The 15,258-nt window shown below is 68.1% G+C and carries 17 protein-coding genes; 10 read left to right on the top strand and 7 right to left on the bottom strand.

The window, feature by feature from the left end; translation table 11 throughout:
- The first annotated feature begins 147 nt into the window (after positions 1–147).
- The 3 genes from C1925_RS13360 (at position 148) to C1925_RS13350 (ending at position 2,797) form a co-directional block, all read left to right on the top strand.
- Complete coding sequence (locus C1925_RS13360; RefSeq protein WP_108769320.1) at positions 148–1,665, top strand: fumarate hydratase; 1,518 nt, start codon at positions 148–150, stop codon at positions 1,663–1,665.
- A gap of 118 nt (positions 1,666–1,783) precedes the next feature.
- Positions 1,784–2,116, top strand: a complete 333-nt coding sequence (locus tag C1925_RS13355) for a hypothetical protein (protein WP_133249421.1) — start codon at positions 1,784–1,786, stop codon at positions 2,114–2,116.
- Between the two features lie 45 nt (positions 2,117–2,161).
- Positions 2,162–2,797 carry a glutathione S-transferase family protein gene (locus tag C1925_RS13350; RefSeq protein WP_108769318.1) on the top strand — a complete coding sequence of 212 codons (636 nt, stop codon included), beginning with the start codon at positions 2,162–2,164 and terminating at the stop codon, positions 2,795–2,797.
- 81 nt (positions 2,798–2,878) lie between these two features.
- Here the strand turns inward: C1925_RS13350 and arsC are convergent, their stop codons facing one another.
- The 3 genes from arsC to C1925_RS13335 all read right to left on the bottom strand — a co-directional run bounded on the left by arsC (position 2,879) and on the right by C1925_RS13335 (position 4,988).
- Complete coding sequence (arsC, locus tag C1925_RS13345; RefSeq protein WP_108769317.1) at positions 2,879–3,220, bottom strand: arsenate reductase (glutaredoxin); 342 nt, start codon at positions 3,218–3,220, stop codon at positions 2,879–2,881.
- Positions 3,220–4,380, bottom strand: a complete 1,161-nt coding sequence (locus tag C1925_RS13340; protein ID WP_108769316.1) for a phospholipase A — start codon at positions 4,378–4,380, stop codon at positions 3,220–3,222. Before C1925_RS13340 ends, arsC begins: the two co-directional genes overlap by 1 nt.
- A gap of 122 nt (positions 4,381–4,502) precedes the next feature.
- Positions 4,503–4,988: a DUF456 domain-containing protein gene (locus C1925_RS13335; RefSeq protein WP_108769315.1), complete on the bottom strand. Its 486-nt coding sequence runs from the start codon at positions 4,986–4,988 to the stop codon at positions 4,503–4,505.
- A 234-nt stretch (positions 4,989–5,222) separates the two neighbouring features.
- Between C1925_RS13335 and C1925_RS13330 the strand changes: the two genes are divergently transcribed.
- The gene (locus C1925_RS13330; protein ID WP_108769314.1) at positions 5,223–5,432 is read left to right on the top strand and encodes a cold-shock protein; all 210 of its coding nucleotides are present in this window, start codon (positions 5,223–5,225) and stop codon (positions 5,430–5,432) included.
- 76 nt (positions 5,433–5,508) lie between these two features.
- Here C1925_RS13330 and C1925_RS13325 read toward each other — a convergent pair whose 3' ends face one another.
- Both C1925_RS13325 and C1925_RS13320 read right to left on the bottom strand, forming a co-directional pair.
- A complete protein-coding gene (locus tag C1925_RS13325) occupies positions 5,509–6,006 on the bottom strand; it encodes a glycine zipper 2TM domain-containing protein (RefSeq protein ID WP_108769313.1) in 498 nt (165 codons plus the stop codon).
- Positions 6,007–6,135: 129 nt separating this feature from the next.
- Positions 6,136–6,570: a cytochrome c gene (locus tag C1925_RS13320; protein WP_108769312.1), complete on the bottom strand. Its 435-nt coding sequence runs from the start codon at positions 6,568–6,570 to the stop codon at positions 6,136–6,138.
- 93 nt (positions 6,571–6,663) lie between these two features.
- On the opposite strand from C1925_RS13320, the gene C1925_RS13315 reads away from it, so the two are divergent.
- Positions 6,664–7,479: a tRNA threonylcarbamoyladenosine dehydratase gene (locus tag C1925_RS13315; RefSeq protein ID WP_108769311.1), complete on the top strand. Its 816-nt coding sequence runs from the start codon at positions 6,664–6,666 to the stop codon at positions 7,477–7,479.
- A 35-nt stretch (positions 7,480–7,514) separates the two neighbouring features.
- Here C1925_RS13315 and C1925_RS13310 read toward each other — a convergent pair whose 3' ends face one another.
- Entirely contained in the window at positions 7,515–8,288 is a 774-nt protein-coding gene (locus C1925_RS13310; RefSeq protein ID WP_108770712.1) for a TatD family hydrolase, read from the bottom strand.
- Positions 8,285–8,500 (bottom strand): DUF6116 family protein, encoded by a 216-nt coding sequence (locus C1925_RS13305; protein ID WP_108770711.1) that lies wholly within the window; start codon positions 8,498–8,500, stop codon positions 8,285–8,287. The genes C1925_RS13310 and C1925_RS13305 overlap by 4 nt, the downstream gene beginning before the upstream one ends.
- A gap of 163 nt (positions 8,501–8,663) precedes the next feature.
- Between C1925_RS13305 and C1925_RS13300 the strand changes: the two genes are divergently transcribed.
- The 5 genes from C1925_RS13300 (at position 8,664) to asnB (ending at position 15,242) form a co-directional block, all read left to right on the top strand.
- Positions 8,664–9,503 carry a glycine zipper 2TM domain-containing protein gene (locus C1925_RS13300; RefSeq protein WP_108769310.1) on the top strand — a complete coding sequence of 280 codons (840 nt, stop codon included), beginning with the start codon at positions 8,664–8,666 and terminating at the stop codon, positions 9,501–9,503.
- 119 nt (positions 9,504–9,622) lie between these two features.
- Positions 9,623–10,165, top strand: coding sequence for a GNAT family N-acetyltransferase (locus C1925_RS13295; protein ID WP_108769309.1), 543 nt, complete (start codon positions 9,623–9,625; stop codon positions 10,163–10,165).
- An 84-nt stretch (positions 10,166–10,249) separates the two neighbouring features.
- Positions 10,250–10,909, top strand: a complete 660-nt coding sequence (locus C1925_RS13290; protein WP_108769308.1) for a glutathione S-transferase family protein — start codon at positions 10,250–10,252, stop codon at positions 10,907–10,909.
- A gap of 106 nt (positions 10,910–11,015) precedes the next feature.
- Positions 11,016–13,295, top strand: coding sequence for a transketolase C-terminal domain-containing protein (locus C1925_RS13285; RefSeq protein WP_108769307.1), 2,280 nt, complete (start codon positions 11,016–11,018; stop codon positions 13,293–13,295).
- A 3-nt stretch (positions 13,296–13,298) separates the two neighbouring features.
- Positions 13,299–15,242: an asparagine synthase (glutamine-hydrolyzing) gene (gene asnB / locus C1925_RS13280; protein WP_108769306.1), complete on the top strand. Its 1,944-nt coding sequence runs from the start codon at positions 13,299–13,301 to the stop codon at positions 15,240–15,242.
- The last annotated feature ends 16 nt before the right edge of the window (positions 15,243–15,258 follow it).

Raw genomic sequence — 15,258 nt, 5'->3', positions numbered from 1 at the left:
AGGACGCCGGGGAGGGAGCAATCGTGACAGGTGGGTGGGGTCAGAGCCCCCTGCAGGGGATCCGACCCCATGATTGTGATCCTGCGGGCGGGGGAGGGGGTAAAATGGGGGATTACCCCCCGCCAGCCTCGAGCAAGCGAGCAAGCCGTGACATCGATCAAGCAGGAAGACCTCATCCAGTCCATCGCCGACGCGCTGCAGTACATCTCGTACTACCACCCGGTCGACTACATCAAGAACCTCGCCGCCGCCTACGAGCGCGAGGAGTCGCCGGCCGCGAAGGAAGCGATGGCCCAGATCCTGATCAATTCGCGGATGTGCGCCGAAGGCCACCGTCCGATCTGCCAGGACACCGGCATCGTCACCGTGTTCCTGGAAATCGGCATGGACGTGCGCTGGGACGACGCGACCATGGGCGTGGAAGACATGGCCAACGAAGGCGTGCGCCGCGCCTACCTGCACCCGGACAACAAGCTGCGCGCCTCGGTGCTGGCTGATCCGGCCGGCAAGCGCGTCAACACCAAGGACAACACCCCGGGCGTGGTCAACGTCAAGGTGGTGCCGGGCAACACCGTCGACGTCATCGTCGCCGCCAAGGGCGGTGGTTCGGAAGCCAAGACCAAGTTCGCCATGCTCAACCCGTCCGACTCGATCGTCGACTGGGTGCTGAAGACCGTGCCGACCATGGGCGCCGGCTGGTGCCCGCCGGGCATGCTCGGCATCGGCATCGGTGGTACCGCTGAAAAGGCGATGCTGCTGGCCAAGGAAGCGCTGATGGAGCCGATCGACATCACCGATCTGCAGGCCCGTGGTGCATCCAACCGCATCGAAGAGCTGCGCCTGGAGCTGTACGAGAAGGTCAACGCGCTGGGCATCGGCGCGCAGGGCCTGGGTGGCCTGACCACCGTGCTCGACATCAAGATCAACGATTACCCGACCCACGCGGCCAACCTGCCGGTGGCGATGATCCCGAACTGCGCGGCCACCCGCCATGCGCACTTCACCCTGGATGGCAGCGGCCCGGTGATGCTGGACCCGCCGTCGCTGGAAGACTGGCCGAAGCTGACCTACGACTCGTCCAAGGGCACCCGCGTGGACCTGGACACGATCACGCCGGAAGACGTGGCCAACTGGAAGCCGGGCCAGACCCTGCTGCTCAACGGCAAGCTGCTGACCGGCCGCGACGCCGCGCACAAGCGCATGGTCGACATGCTCAACAGGGGCGAGGAACTGCCGGTCGACCTGAAGGGTCGTTTCATCTACTACGTCGGCCCGGTCGATCCGGTGCGCGATGAAGTGGTGGGCCCGGCCGGCCCGACCACCGCCACCCGCATGGACAAGTTCACCGAGCAGGTGCTGGCACAGACCGGCCTGCTGGGCATGGTCGGCAAGGCCGAGCGTGGCCCGGCCGCCATCGAGGCGATCAAAAAGCACAAGTCGGCCTACCTGATGGCTGTCGGTGGTTCGGCCTACCTGGTGTCCAAGGCGATCAAGGCGGCCAAGGTGGTCGGCTTCGCCGACCTGGGCATGGAAGCGATCTACGAGTTCACCGTGCAGGACATGCCGGTGACCGTGGCGGTCGATTCCACCGGCGAATCGGTGCACAAGACCGGTCCGCGCGAGTGGCAGGCCCGCATCGGCAAGATTCCGGTGGTGGTGGAGTAAGCCCCACCGGTTGCAGGAAAACGGCGCCGCAGGGCGCCGTTTTTCGTTTGACACCGCACGAAGGTCGGCACTGCTAGGCTTCGCTGGGTTTTCCGATGTATTGAACAGGGAGTGTCCAATGTCATTGTTTCGATGCCTTGCGCTGTTGTGTGTCGTTTCCCTTGCCGCCTGCAGCAGCAGCGGCGATCTGTACGACGGCGCACCCGGCAACAACGCCAGCGCGCAATGTGTGATGGCGTGCCAGCAGTACCGCAATGCCTGCCTGGCCCGTTCCGATTCGGACCGTCGCTCGACCTGCGATGCGCAGGCGGCGAGCAAGTGCGACCGGATCAAGGATGACGAGATGCGCCGCTCCTGCATGTCGCAGGCGCAGGCCTGCATGGACCAGTCGCCGTTGATCAGCTGCAGCCAGGACGCCGACAGCTGCATGGCCTCCTGCGGCGGTGGCTGAGCCGTTGGGCGCATAATCGGCGCTTCCCGCAACCGGAGTCGTCGCATGCGCACTACGCTGTATGGGTCTGTCAGCACCGCCTCGCTGGTGGTGCACTGGCTGCTGATCGAACTGGGCATCGAGCACGAACTGGTGCTGCTGGATTTCGACCGGCGCGAGCACAAGTCGGCGCAGTATCTGGCGCTGAACCCGGCGGGCGTGGTGCCGACGCTGATGATCGATGGCCAGGTGCTGACCGAAGCGGCCGCCATCGCACTGTATCTGGCCGATCGCCACCCCGAGGCCGGCCTGCTGCCGGCACCGGGTACGCCCGCACGCGGCGAGGCGTATCGCTGGATGTTCTGGTGCGCCAACACCCTGCAGCCCGCCTACCGCGCGTGGTTCTATCCGCATGAAGCCGCCGGCGAAGCGAATGTCGCCGCCACCCAGGCGATGGCCCGGCAACGCCTGGAGGCCGCCTGGCAGCAGATGGCCGCACACCTGCAGACGCAGGGGCCGTATGTGCTGGGCGAGGCGCCCAGCGTGGTCGATTTCATGCTGGTGATGCTGATGCGCTGGTCGCGCAACATGCCCACGCCCACCGACACCCTGCCGGTGCTGAAGATCTACGCGCAGCGGATGAAGGCACGCCCGTCGTTCGCCGAGACCTACCGCCGCGAAGGCATCACCGACTGGCTGTAATTGCCCGCGTCATGGCGGGGTAGAGTCGACCGTTGGTCGACTCCGCCCTGCGTGCGATATTCGACCAACGGTCGACTCTACCTACAGCAGGTCGAGGACGCGCTCCGGCGGGCGGCACAGGCGCGTGCCCTTGGGGGTGCGCACGATGGGGCGGTTGATCAGCCGCGGGTGTTCGGCCATCGCAACCAGCAGGGTGGCTTCATCGGCACCGGCCAGGCCCAGCTCGGCGAACTGCGGCTCCTTGCTGCGCACCAGGTCGGTGGCGGCAAGGCCGGATTCGGCCAGCACCTGGCGCAGGGTGGCCACGTCAGGGGGGCTGCCCAGGTAGTCGACCACCACCGGCTCGATCCCGGCTTCGCGGATCTGCGCCAGCGCGCCGCGCGAATTGCTGCAGGCCGGGTTGTGCCAGATCGTCACCGTCATCAGAACCACTCCAGCAGCGATACGCCCACGCCCACGTAGGTGGCCTTGTGGTTGTAGTCGATCATGCTCTCGCCGTAGCCGTCGAACACCTGGATGTGGCCGCGCAGCAGGTTGCTGATCGGGAAGCCGTAATCGAGCTGCAGCGCGCCGTGCGAGCGGTCGCCGGTGCGCAGCGAATGGCGCGCCATCAGCGCGATCTCATGGCCGTTGCGGTTCCAGATCAGGGTCGCGTCGCCGCGGCCCATGTAGTCCTCGATGTCAGGATTGTTGTCATCGCTGCGACTTTCCGGGATGCGGTACCAGGGGCGCAGCACCAGCGCCCAGTTCTCGCGGTCCAGGCCGATGTTGAGCATCACCCGGTTCCAGCTGCGCGACAGCGGGTCAGGGCGGCCGTTGGACTGGTGGTTGAGGCTGATCCCGGTCATGCGCCCACGCCAGCCACCGATCGAGTAGCCGTTGCGGAACACCATCATCACTTCCGGCTCGTAATTGGTTTCGCGGAACGGACGCGAGTTCTCGGCGTTGTAGGCCTGCCAGCGCGAGCTCTGGGTGTAGCCGGCCCAGATGTCACCGTTGTCGCCGAACAGGTTCTCGGCGATCTTGGTCTTGAAGCTGATCTGGAACTTCAGCTCGGTGCTGTCCAGCACCTGCGGCGTGGTCACGCTGTTGGCCGGGTTCGGCGACTGCGGCATCTGGTTCTTGTCACTGGTCCAGAAGGCAGGCAACAGGTAGACAGGCTTGTAGGCGCGCAGCTGGAACGGGCCCAGCTTGGAGTCCTCGGCCAGCTCCCAGCGGCTGTCCAGCAGCGAGCCGCGGCCGGCATTGGCCAGGGCACTGTCGTCCGGTGCCGGGCGGAAGATGTCGCCTACGCGTGCGCGCAGGTTCTCTTCGCCCTGGCTTAGGCGAGTGGCGCGCCGCTGGTCGCGCAGGCTCTGGGCGGCCTGCTGGGCGGCGGCGTCTGCCTCGGCGGTGGCCGGGGCGTTGCGGCCGAACAGGCGGTCATAGCAGGCCAGGCGCGCGGCGTCGCTGTCGACGGCGGCGCAGCCAGCCGGCGTAGCGGTGGGAGTGGGCGCGATTTCCTGCGCGGCCAGCGGCGCACTGGCCAGGGCCAGGGCCAGCGCCAGCGGCGCGAAGCGGGGGAGCAGCGTGGGGAGGGTCATTGCAGCAGGCCCTTCAGAGGATGAATACGGGAAGACACACAGTGTGGCGGCTGCCCGCGGCAACGGCCAGCCCCTTGGTTTATGCCCGGCGCGGGCGTGCGCATGGCGTGAAGGCGGCGGCCTCACAGGAACCAGGCGAAGGCGAACAGGCCCAGCATGGCGATCACCACGGCCAGCTTCAGCGCAAGCCCGAGCAGGATGCCCAGCCACGTGGCGAGGCCGACCTTGGTCGAGCGGCCCAGCTCGCGGGTGTGCCAGTACTCGCCCAGCAGGGCACCCAGCAGCGGGCCGGCGAACAGCCCGATGGGCATGAAGAACAGGCCGACGATGCTGCCGATGAAGGTGCCCCAGAGTGCCTTGCGACTGGCCCCGACCCGCTGCGCCCCCACCACCGTGGACAGCACGTCGGCCACCAGGGACAGCGCGGTGAGGACCCCGAGAGCCACCAGCGTGGGCCATCCGACATGGGCAAAGCCGTCAGCCCATGCCGCGAGCAGCAGGCCGACGAAGACCAGCGGCACCCCAGGCAGGGCCGGCAGGATCACCCCGGCGATGCCGACCAGGACGAAAATGACCGCTAGCAGATACAAGATGAATGAGAGGTCCATGCTGTCCCGTATGGTTGTCTTTTTGGGGTTGACACTTTGAAATTTTGGCAGTTGCTTTTTCGTTTTGCTCGGGTTAAGTTGCAGTCGCTGAGCTTGGCAAGGTCACCGTGGATCGTGGCCTGATGAAGCAAGATCTAACCGATCCGCTGCATCGTTGCACCTCGCTTCCCCCTTGCTTGTCAGCCGCCCAACAGGCGTTTCCAACAACAAGAGAGTCACCAGGGAGTGAGTGAGATGGCTGATCGCGAGACCGGTACCGTAAAGTGGTTCAACGATGCAAAGGGCTTCGGCTTCATCAGCCGTGAAAACGGCGAAGACGTGTTCGTGCATTTCCGTGCCATCCAGACCCAGGGCTTCAAGAGCCTGAAGGAAGGCCAGAAGGTCACCTTCACCGTCGTGCAGGGCCAGAAGGGCCTGCAGGCTGATGCCGTAGAGCCGGTCTGACGACCCGCCTGCAATGCATCGCACGAAAAAGGCCCGCGCAAGCGGGCCTTTTTCGTTGCCACCGTCGCCCGCTGGATCAGCGCAGGACGACGCGGCCGTTGACGACGCGGACGTAGGTGTTTTCGCGGATACCGGCCAGATCGCGCTGGTTGACCACGATGGTGCGGCCATCGTCCATGCGCACGGTGATGTCGTAGGTATCGCTGGTCACGTTCTTCTGGATCTGGTTGCCGGCGAGGGCACCACCGACCGCGCCTGCAGCGGCGGCGACGTTCTTGTTGCCGCGGCTGCCGCCGGTGTGGTCGGAGATCTCATGGCCGGCCACGGCACCGACGATGCCGCCAAGGATGGCGCCGGTCGCGCTGGGCGCGGTTCGGCCAGAAGCCACGGTGTTGATGCCGGTCACGATGCCGCAGTCGGCGCAACGGTTCTGGTTGTAGCCGTTGTTGTTGCCGTAGCCACCATTGTTGTAGCCACCGTTGTTGTAACCACCGCCGCCGTAACCGGGCGAGGTGGCGCAGCCGGCCAGGGCGAGCGTAGCAATGACACTGGCGGCGATGAGCTGGATCTTCATGGGGCGTCTCCTGGCCGTGAAGGCGGGTGGAAGGGTGGTACTGCGTCATGCAGCAGGGTGATCGAATCGTCCACTTTTCAACGTGAACAAGGTGCCAATCACGCCAGCCTTCCCCGGCTGGAAGATGAATCAGCGGAAGTCCTGGTGGCAGGCCCGGCAGTCGTCCTGCACGGTCTGCACCACCTTGGCCAGCGCGGCACAGTCACTGGGCGGGGCGGCCAGTGCCGCATTGAGGGCCGCCCGGTACTGGCTGGCATGCTGCTGGAAGCGCGCATCGTCCTTCAGCTTGGGAAACGCCAGGTCCAGGTCGTTGGACAGCAGCCGCAGCGACTGCAGGCGCGGCTGGCTGTCGGCCAGGCTGCAGCGGTTCTGCTGCTGGGCCTGCTGCAGCAGCTCCGCCTGCCGCTGCATCACGTGCATCAGGCTGTGCGGGAAGGGGTCGCGACCGGCCTGCAGGGCGCGGCCGACCATGACCGTGGCGACCAGGCCGATCAGCAGGCCGAGCACGAGCACGAACAGATAGCGCTGGGCGCTGGAAGGACGACGGGACGGGCTGGCGTTCATGCGGGCTCCTCCATGGGTGATGCGCGGGCGTGCAACGGTGGGTTCGATGGCGGCCCGCTATGGCCGCCGCTGCCTGCACGTTAAAATAGCCGCATGAACGAACAGGTCAAACAACGCTTCGCCGGCATCGAACGGCTGTATGGCGTAGGTGCGCTCGAGCGCCTGCAGGGCAGCCGCGTGGCGGTGGTGGGCATGGGCGGCGTCGGCTCGTGGGTGGTGGAGGCGCTGGCCCGTTCGGCGGTCGGCCACCTGACCCTGATCGATGCCGATGACATCTGCGTGTCCAACACCAACCGGCAGCTGCCGGCGATGGAGGGCAACTACGGCCGCAACAAGTCCGAGGCGATGGCCGAGCGCTGCCGCGCGATCAACCCGCAGATCGACGTCGATGCCGTGCAGGCGTTCCTGACCACCGCCAACATGGCCGAACTGCTGGACCGTGGCTTCGACCTGGTCATCGATGCCTGCGACAGCTTCCGGGTGAAGGTGGAGACCATCGCCTGGTGCCGCCGCCGCAAGCTGCCGCTGCTGACCGTGGGCGCTGCCGGCGGCCGTACCGACCCGACCCTGGTGCGCATCCGCGACGTCTCGCGTACCGAGCACGACGCGATGCTGGCGCTGATCCGCAAGAAGCTGCGCAGCGAGTTCAACTTCCCGAAGAACGCCAAGCGCTATTTCGGCGTACCGGCGGTGTATTCGCTGGAAAACGTGAAGTACCCGCAGGCCGATGGCAGCGTCTGCGGCCTGCGCCCGAACCTGGGCGCCGATGCCGCGTTGAAGCTGGACTGCGGCGCCGGGCTGGGCGCGGCCACCCACATCACCGGTGCGTTTGCATTCGCCGCGGTCGGCAAGGCGCTGGAAATGCTGCTGGAGCCGAAGAAGGTCAAGGCCGAAGCCGCCGAGGTTTGACCGGTAGCGCCGGGCCATGCCCGGCGAAGCGGCGATCAGGCGGCCGGCAGCGCGAACAGCCGCCGGGCGTTTTCGCTGGTGGCCGCTGCCACGGTCTCCACGTCGGTACCGCGCAGCGCGGCCACGTGGCGGGCGATCACCGACAGTCGTGCCGGTTCATTGCGCTGGCCGCGGATGCCCGCGTCGGGCTGGTCCGGCGCGTCGGTTTCCAGCAGCAGCTGCTCCAGCGGCATCTCGCGCACCAGGCGCTGCAGGCGCTGCGCTCGTTGGTAGGTCAGCGGTCCACCCAGGCCGAGCAGGAAGCCCAGCTTGTGCAGCTGCGCGGCCTGTTCCGGGCTGCCGGGAAAGCTATGGACCACGCCGCGCAGGCCGCCGATGCGGCGGATCGCGGCGATCACCGCGTCCACCGCGCGGCGCGCATGCACGATCACCGGCAGGTCGAAGTCGCGTGCAAGCTTCAGCTGGCCAATGAAATAGTCCTGCTGCGCCTCGGCATCCAGTCCTTCGACGAAGAAATCCAGGCCGCACTCGCCGATCGCGCAGGGACGCTCGCGCTCGACCCACTCGCGCAGCTGGCCCAGGTGTTCGGGACGATGGTCGGCCAGGAACATCGGGTGCAGGCCATAGGCCGGGTACAGCCCCGGTGCCTGCTGGCAGACCTCGCGCAGCTTCGGCCAGCTGGCTGCGGTCACCGCCGGTACCACCTGGGCCTGCACGCCGGCCGCACGGGCGCGCTCGATCACCGCCGTGCGGTCGGGGTCGAACTCGCTGGCATCCAGGTGGCAATGGCTGTCGATCAGCATGTTCAGCGCTGTTCCAGGGGGGGCGGCGTCGCCGCGCTGCGGTTCTTCCAGTTGGCCAGCAGCAGGGTGCCCAGGCCCAGCATCAGTTCGTCCACGAACGGGATCGGGTCGGGGATGAACAGCGTCAGCGCGAACAGGCCGGCGGTCAGCTTGAACAGGGTGGGGTAGCGCAGCCGGCGTGCCCATTGCAGGACCGGCAGCAGCATCGGGTTGGCCATGGCGGGGCTCCTCGTGGGCGTGCTGCAAACGCTACCACGGGCCCTGCATTTCCCGATGCTGAATGGGTTACGGCCATGAGTACGAAATGTGGAGATTCCGTTCAGGCAGCGCATGCTGCAATCTGCATCGAGAACGTTGCGGACGGTCCGCAGGGAGCAGGTCATGAAAAGCACAACTACAACTGTCCTGGTCGCAGCAGGCGCGCTGCTGGTGGGTGGTATCGCAACCGCCGCCTTCATGAAGAGTGGTGACAAGGCCCCGGATGCACTGGGCGCCGCGAATCCTTCCGAGTCGCGCCTGGTCGATGGCAGCGCTGCCGATGACGGCGCGCGCGGCGACGCGGTCGATGCCTCGGCACCGCGCGGCCTGGAATACGCCGATGTGCTGAAGGTCGACCCGCTGACCGAGAAGCAGAAGGCCTATGCGACCGTCATCGGCACCGAGCCGGTGCGCGAGACCTCCACCACCCAGACCCCGCATGAAGTCTGCGAGGACGTCGTGGTGCAGGAGCGCCTGCCCGAGCGTGATGGCAACGTCGGCGGCACCGTGGTCGGCGCCGTGGTCGGTGGCCTGCTGGGCAACCAGGTGGGCGGCGGCAACGGCAAGAAGGCTGCCACTGCAGCCGGCGCCGTGGCCGGTGGCTTCATCGGCAACCAGGTGGACAAGCGCCACGTCGGTGGCCGCGTGGTCAACCGCACCGAGCGCCAGTGCCACACTGAAACGGCGACCTCCGAGTCGAGCCGCGTGACCGGTTACAACGTGACCTACCGCAACGAGGACGGCACCACCGGCACCATGCGCATGGCCAGCAAGCCGGGCACGCGCATCGCCATGGGCACCAACGATGTGGTCAAGGGCTACAACGTGACCTACCGCTATGACGGCGCCGAGAAGACCGTGCGCATGGACAACAAGCCGGCCAGCGACCGCCTGCCGGTGGTGGATGGCCAGCTGGTGACCCAGACCGCCGCGGCCGGCGACGCAGCGGCCAACCGCCAGTAACGCGGCAACGGAATGCTGTATCGGACGGGCCGGCCTTTGCCGGCCCGTTTCGTTTGCGTGCTGGATCCGATGGCGGGATCGGCGATGATGAGCGGCCACGGTACCCGGCGGGAGCCTGCATGAGCATCTTCGACCTGCGCATCGAAACCGAGCGCCTGATCCTGCGCCCACCGCAGGCGCAGGACCTGGAGCCCTACCTGGCGTTCTGCGCCGATGAAGAAGTGATGCGCAGCCTGGGCGGCGTGCAGCTGCCTTCGGCGGCCTGGCGCAGCTTCTGCAGCCTGGCCGGTGCCTGGCAGCTGTTCGGCTATTCGATGTTCAGCGTCATCGAGAAAGCCACCGGCGAATGGGTCGGCCGCATGGGCCCGTGGCAGCCGCTCGGCTGGCCCGGCCCCGAGGTCGGCTGGAGCATCTGCCGCGCGCGCTGGGGCCGTGGCTACGCCCCCGAAGCGGCGGTGGCCGCCATCGACTGGGCGTTCGACACGCTGGGCTGGGACGAGGTGATCCACACCATTGCCGATGACAACGAGAAGTCCAGGGCGGTGGCGCGCAAGCTGGGCAGCAGCCTGCTGCGGATGGGCCAGTTGCCGCCCCCCTACGAGGGGCCGCCGCTGCAGATCTGGGGGCAGTCGCGCGCGCAATGGCAGCAACGCCGGCGGTGATGCTGCACCCGCGCTTGGCATCGGCCGATGTGCTTGCCAGACTGCGTGCAGCCGGCCGTCGGCCGGGATGTCCTGGAGCAGGCAATGGTGGAAGAGCGCGTTCCGTTGACGGTGCATGGCATGTCGGTGTCGGGCAACTGCCACAAGGTGCGGATGCTGCTGGAGCAGCTCGGCAGCCGCTACCGCTGGGTGGAAGTGGACAGTGCGCATGGGCAGACTCATTCGCCTGAGTTCCTGGCCCTCAACCCGAATGCGAAGGTGCCGCTGATCGTGCGCGACGATGGCCGCGTGCTGACCGAATCCAACGCGATCCTGTTCTGGCTGGCCGAAGGCACGCCGTACCTGCCCACCGATGGCTGGGAACGCGCGCAGGCACTGAGCTGGATGTTCTTCGAGCAGTACAGCCACGAACCCTGCGTGGCCGTGGCGCGCTTCATCCGTGGCTGGACCGATGCCGATTCGCCGCGCCGGGCCGAACTGCCGCGCCTGCATGAGCGCGCCGCCACCGCGCTGGAGGTGATGGAGCAGCACCTGCGGCAGGCGCAGTGGTTCACCGGCAGCGGGTACGGCATCGCCGACATCGCGCTGTTTGCCTACACCGATGTTGCCGCCGATGGTGGCATCGATCTGCAGCCGTTCGTGGAAGTGCGTGCGTGGCTGCAGCGGGTGCGCGAGCAGCCACTGTTCGTGGCGATGCCGGCGGTTACGCCCGAGGTACGCGCGCGGTTGGATTCGCGCGGGTAGAGTCGAGCTTGCTCGACTGGCTTCCAGGGCAGTCGAGCAAGCTCGACTCTACGAAAGCAGGGCCGCGACGCCCGGCGGAACGCAACAACGACACGGAGGGTGTTCGATGTTTGCTGTGGTTCCCGATCCGATCCCCGCACGCATGCGCGTGCTCAACCGCGCCGAAGTGTGCGACGTCAATTTCCTCGAGGCGGTGCGCGCCTGGCGTGGGCTGCCGCGCCCGAAGCCGGCGCCGGATGCGCCGATCCTGCCGGGCAGCACGCTGACCGCAGCGGCGTTCGCCGAGCTGTTCGATTCGCAGCTGGCCAGCCGCCAGCTGGACCTGATGGCGCGCGTACTGCGCGTACAGAACAAGGTCTTCTACACCATCGGCTCGTCCGGCCACGAAGGCAACGCGCTGCTGGCACGGGCCTGCCGGCATACCGATCCGGCGTTCCTGCATTACCGCTCCGGCGCCTTCATGGCCGAGCGCGCGCGGCAGGTGCCAGGCCTGGACCCGTTGCGTGACGCGGCGCTGTCCTTCGCCGCCAGTGCCGACGACCCGGCCAGCGGTGGCCGCCACAAGGTGTGGGGCAGCCGCCCGCTGTGGGTGCTGCCGCAGACCTCGACCATCGCCTCGCACCTGCCCAAGGCGCTGGGTACCGCGCTGGCCATCGAAAGCGGCAAGCGCCTGGGCCAGCCGCTGCCGATCCCTGCCGACAGCATCGTGCTGTGCTCCTTCGGCGATGCCTCGGCCAACCACGCTACCGCGCAGACCGCCTTCAATACCGCGATGTGGTCGGCCTACCAGAAGCTGCCCGCGCCGATCCTGTTCGTCTGCGAGGACAACGGCCTGGGTATTTCGGTGAAGACGCCGGAAGGCTGGATCGCCGAGCGCTTCAGCCGCCAGCCGGGGCTGGACTACTACTACGCCGACGGCCTGGACCTGGCGGCGGGACATGCGCAGGTGCAGGCCGCGGTGGAGCATTGCCGGCGCACCCGTCGGCCGACCTTCCTGCACCTGCGTACCACGCGGCTGATGGGCCACGCCGGCACCGATTTCGAAGTGGAGTGGCGCGCGCTGGCCGACCTGTGTGCGGCCGAAGCCCAGGATCCCTTGCTGCGGTCGGCGCAGATCGCGCTGGAATCGGGCTGGATGGATGCTGCCGGCATCGAGGCTGCGTACGAGACCCTGCGCGTGCGCTGCCTGTCGGCGGCGGCCGACGCCGAAGCGCGGCCCAAGCTGCAGTCGCTGGATGAAGTGGTCGCGCCGCTGGCGCCGTACACGCCGGCGGCGGTGATGGCCGAGGCGCAGCGCCCGGTACCGGCCGAAGCGCGCGAGGCCCTGTACGGCGGAGCCGACGCGCTGCCCGAGCGGCAGCCGCCGCGGCACCTGGCCGTGCAGATCAACCACGGCCTGCAGGAACTGCTGTGCAAGTATCCGCAGGCGCTGCTGTTCGGCGAGGACGTGGCGCAGAAGGGCGGCGTCTACACCGTCACCAAGGACCTGCTGCGCCGCTTCGGACCGCGCCGGGTGTTCAACACCCTGCTGGACGAGACGATGATCCTGGGCATGGCCCAAGGCCTGGCCAACATGGGCCTGCTGCCGATCCCGGAGATCCAGTACCTGGCCTACCTGCACAACGCGATCGACCAGCTGCGCGGCGAGGCCTGTTCGCTGCAGTTCTTCTCCAACGACCAGTTCCGCAACCCGATGCTGGTGCGGGTGGCCGGCCTGGGTTACCAGAAGGGCTTCGGCGGCCACTTCCACAACGACAACTCGATTACCGCGCTGCGCGACATCCCCGGACTGGTGGTGGGCTGCCCGTCGCGCGGCGACGATGCGGTGATGATGCTGCGCACGCTGGCGGCGCTGGCCCGGGTGGACGGCCGGGTGGCGGTGTTCCTGGAACCGATCGCGCTGTACATGAGCAAGGACCTGCACGCGCCCGGCGATGGACAGTGGCTGTTCGATTACCCGGCGGCGGGGCAGGCGCTGGTGCTGGGCGAGGGCCGGGTCTATGCGCCCGACGCCGATGATCTGGTGGTGTTCACCTACGGCAACGGCGTGCCGATGGCGCTGCGCGCGGTGCCGGCCATCCAGGCGCAGACCGGCTGGCAGGTGCGGGTGGTGGACCTGCGCTGGCTGGTGCCGCTGGATGCCGGTTTCATCGCCGCCCAGGCCGCCACGGCGCGGCGGGTGCTGGTGCTGGACGAGGGCCGGCACAGCGGCGGGGTGGGCGAGGGCGTGGTCACCGCCCTGGTCGAGGCCGGCCATGGCCACCTGCCGCTGCGGCGGGTCTGCGGCGCCGATACCTACACGCCGCTGGCGGGGGCAGCAATGTTCGGGCTTCCAAGCGACAATGCGGTGATTGGCGCCGCCCTCGACCTGGCGCAGGAACCCTGATGCATGTGTGGATTGGCGGGAATGTTGTTGCCGGCGCCGCAGTCGCCGGACGAGGTGCTGCAGGCGCAGGCGCTGGCCATGGGGCAGGCGCTGCACCACCGCGGGCCGGATGACGGCGGCACCTGGGTCGACGCCAGCGCCGGCATCGCCCTGGCGCACCGCCGCCTGAGCATTCTCGACCTGTCACCGCTGGGCCACCAGCCGATGGCCTCGGCCGACGGCCGTTACGTGATGGCCTACAACGGCGAGGTTTACAACTTCGCCGCGCTGCGCGCCGAGCTGGAGCCGCTGGGCCATGCCTTCCGCGGCCATTCCGATACCGAGGTGCTGCTGGCCGCGATCCTGCAGTGGGGCGTCGAGGACACCCTGCAGCGCGCCAATGGCATGTTCGCCATCGCCCTCTGGGACCGCCACGAGCAGTGCCTGTACCTGGCCCGCGACCGGGTGGGCAAGAAGCCGCTGTACTACGGCTGGGCCGGCGACACCCTGGTGTTCGGTTCGGAGCTGAAGGCGCTGTGGCAGCACCCGGACTTCGACAACGACATCGACCGCGATGCGCTGACCCTGCTGCTGCGCCTGGATTACATCCCGGCCCCGCACAGCATCCACCAACGCTGCTACAAGCTGATGCCGGGCCGCGTGCTGCGCCTGGATGCGGCAACGGTGGCCGCCGGTGCCGCCGCGCACCGCCCCGAGCAGGCACAGCGCCCGTACTGGGATGCGCGTGCGCGCATGCAGGCGGCGCTGGCCGCACCGTTCCAGGGCCGCATCGAGGAGGCCGAGGAACAGCTGGACGACCTGCTGCGCGATGCCGTGGCGCTGCGCATGGTGGCCGACGTGTCGGTGGGCGTGTTCCTGTCCGGTGGCACCGATTCGTCGCTGGTGGCCGCGCTGATGCAGGCGCAGAGCACGCAGCCGGTGCACAGTTTCAGCATCGGCTTCAGCGGCTCGCACCATGACGAGGCGCCGCTGGCCAAGGAGCTGGCCGGGCACCTGGGCTGCGACCACACCGAGCTGTACGTGAGTGGCGCCGATGCGCTGGCGGTGGTGCCGCAGCTGCCGGCGATGTTCGACGAGCCCTTCGCCGATGCCTCGCAGGTGCCGACCGCCCTGGTCGCGCGGCTGGCGCGGCAGGGCGTGACCGTGGCCCTGTCCGGTGATGGTGGCGACGAACTGTTCTTCGGCTACACCCGCTATGTGCGCGCGCTGCGCAACTGGGAGATGCTGGGCCGCGTGCCGGCGCCGCTGCGGCGCTGGATGGGCGCGCGTGCGCACCAGCAGGGCGAGGCGTCGCGCACCGGCGGCCTGGCCGCACTGCTGGCCGAGACCGGTGCGCGCGGCATCGGTGATGTCTACCGCAACCGCATCTCGCGCTGGCGCGACCCGGCGGCGGCGGTGATCGGTGCGCGCGAGGCCGGCAGCTTCTACGACCTGGCCGACCCGCTGCACGGTGCCGGCACCCCGGCCGACGCGATGATGCTGGCCGACTTCGTCAGCTACCTGCCGGACGACCTGCTGTGCAAGGTCGACCGCACTTCGATGGCGGTCAGCCTGGAGGCACGGGCGCCGCTGCTGGACTGGCGCGTGGCTGAATTTGCCTGGTCGCTGCCGCTGGACTTCAAGCGCAGTGAGGACACCAGCAAGGTGCTGCTCAAGCGCGTGCTCGGCCGCTACGTGCCGCAGTCGATGGTGCACCGCCCCAAGCGCGGTTTCGGTGCGCCGGTGAGTGAATGGCTGAAGGGCGACCTGCGGCCGTGGGCCGATGACCTGCTGCAGCCGGCGCGGCTGGAACGCGAAGGCGTGCTGTCGGCGGCCGCCGTGCAGCCGCTGTGGCAGCAGTTCCTGGGCGGCCAGCGCAAGTGGCATACCCACCTGTGGAACGTGCTGATGTTCCAGGCCTGGCAGGACCACTGGCGGCAGGTGCGGGCGGGCGTGGCACGCGGCTGATCTTCACCGGGGCGCA

The organism is Stenotrophomonas sp. SAU14A_NAIMI4_5, assembly GCF_003086795.1.
Taxonomy (GTDB): Bacteria; Pseudomonadota; Gammaproteobacteria; order Xanthomonadales; family Xanthomonadaceae; genus Stenotrophomonas.
Note: the sequence above shows the minus strand (reverse complement) of the source record. Positions and strands in the feature narration are given on the sequence as shown.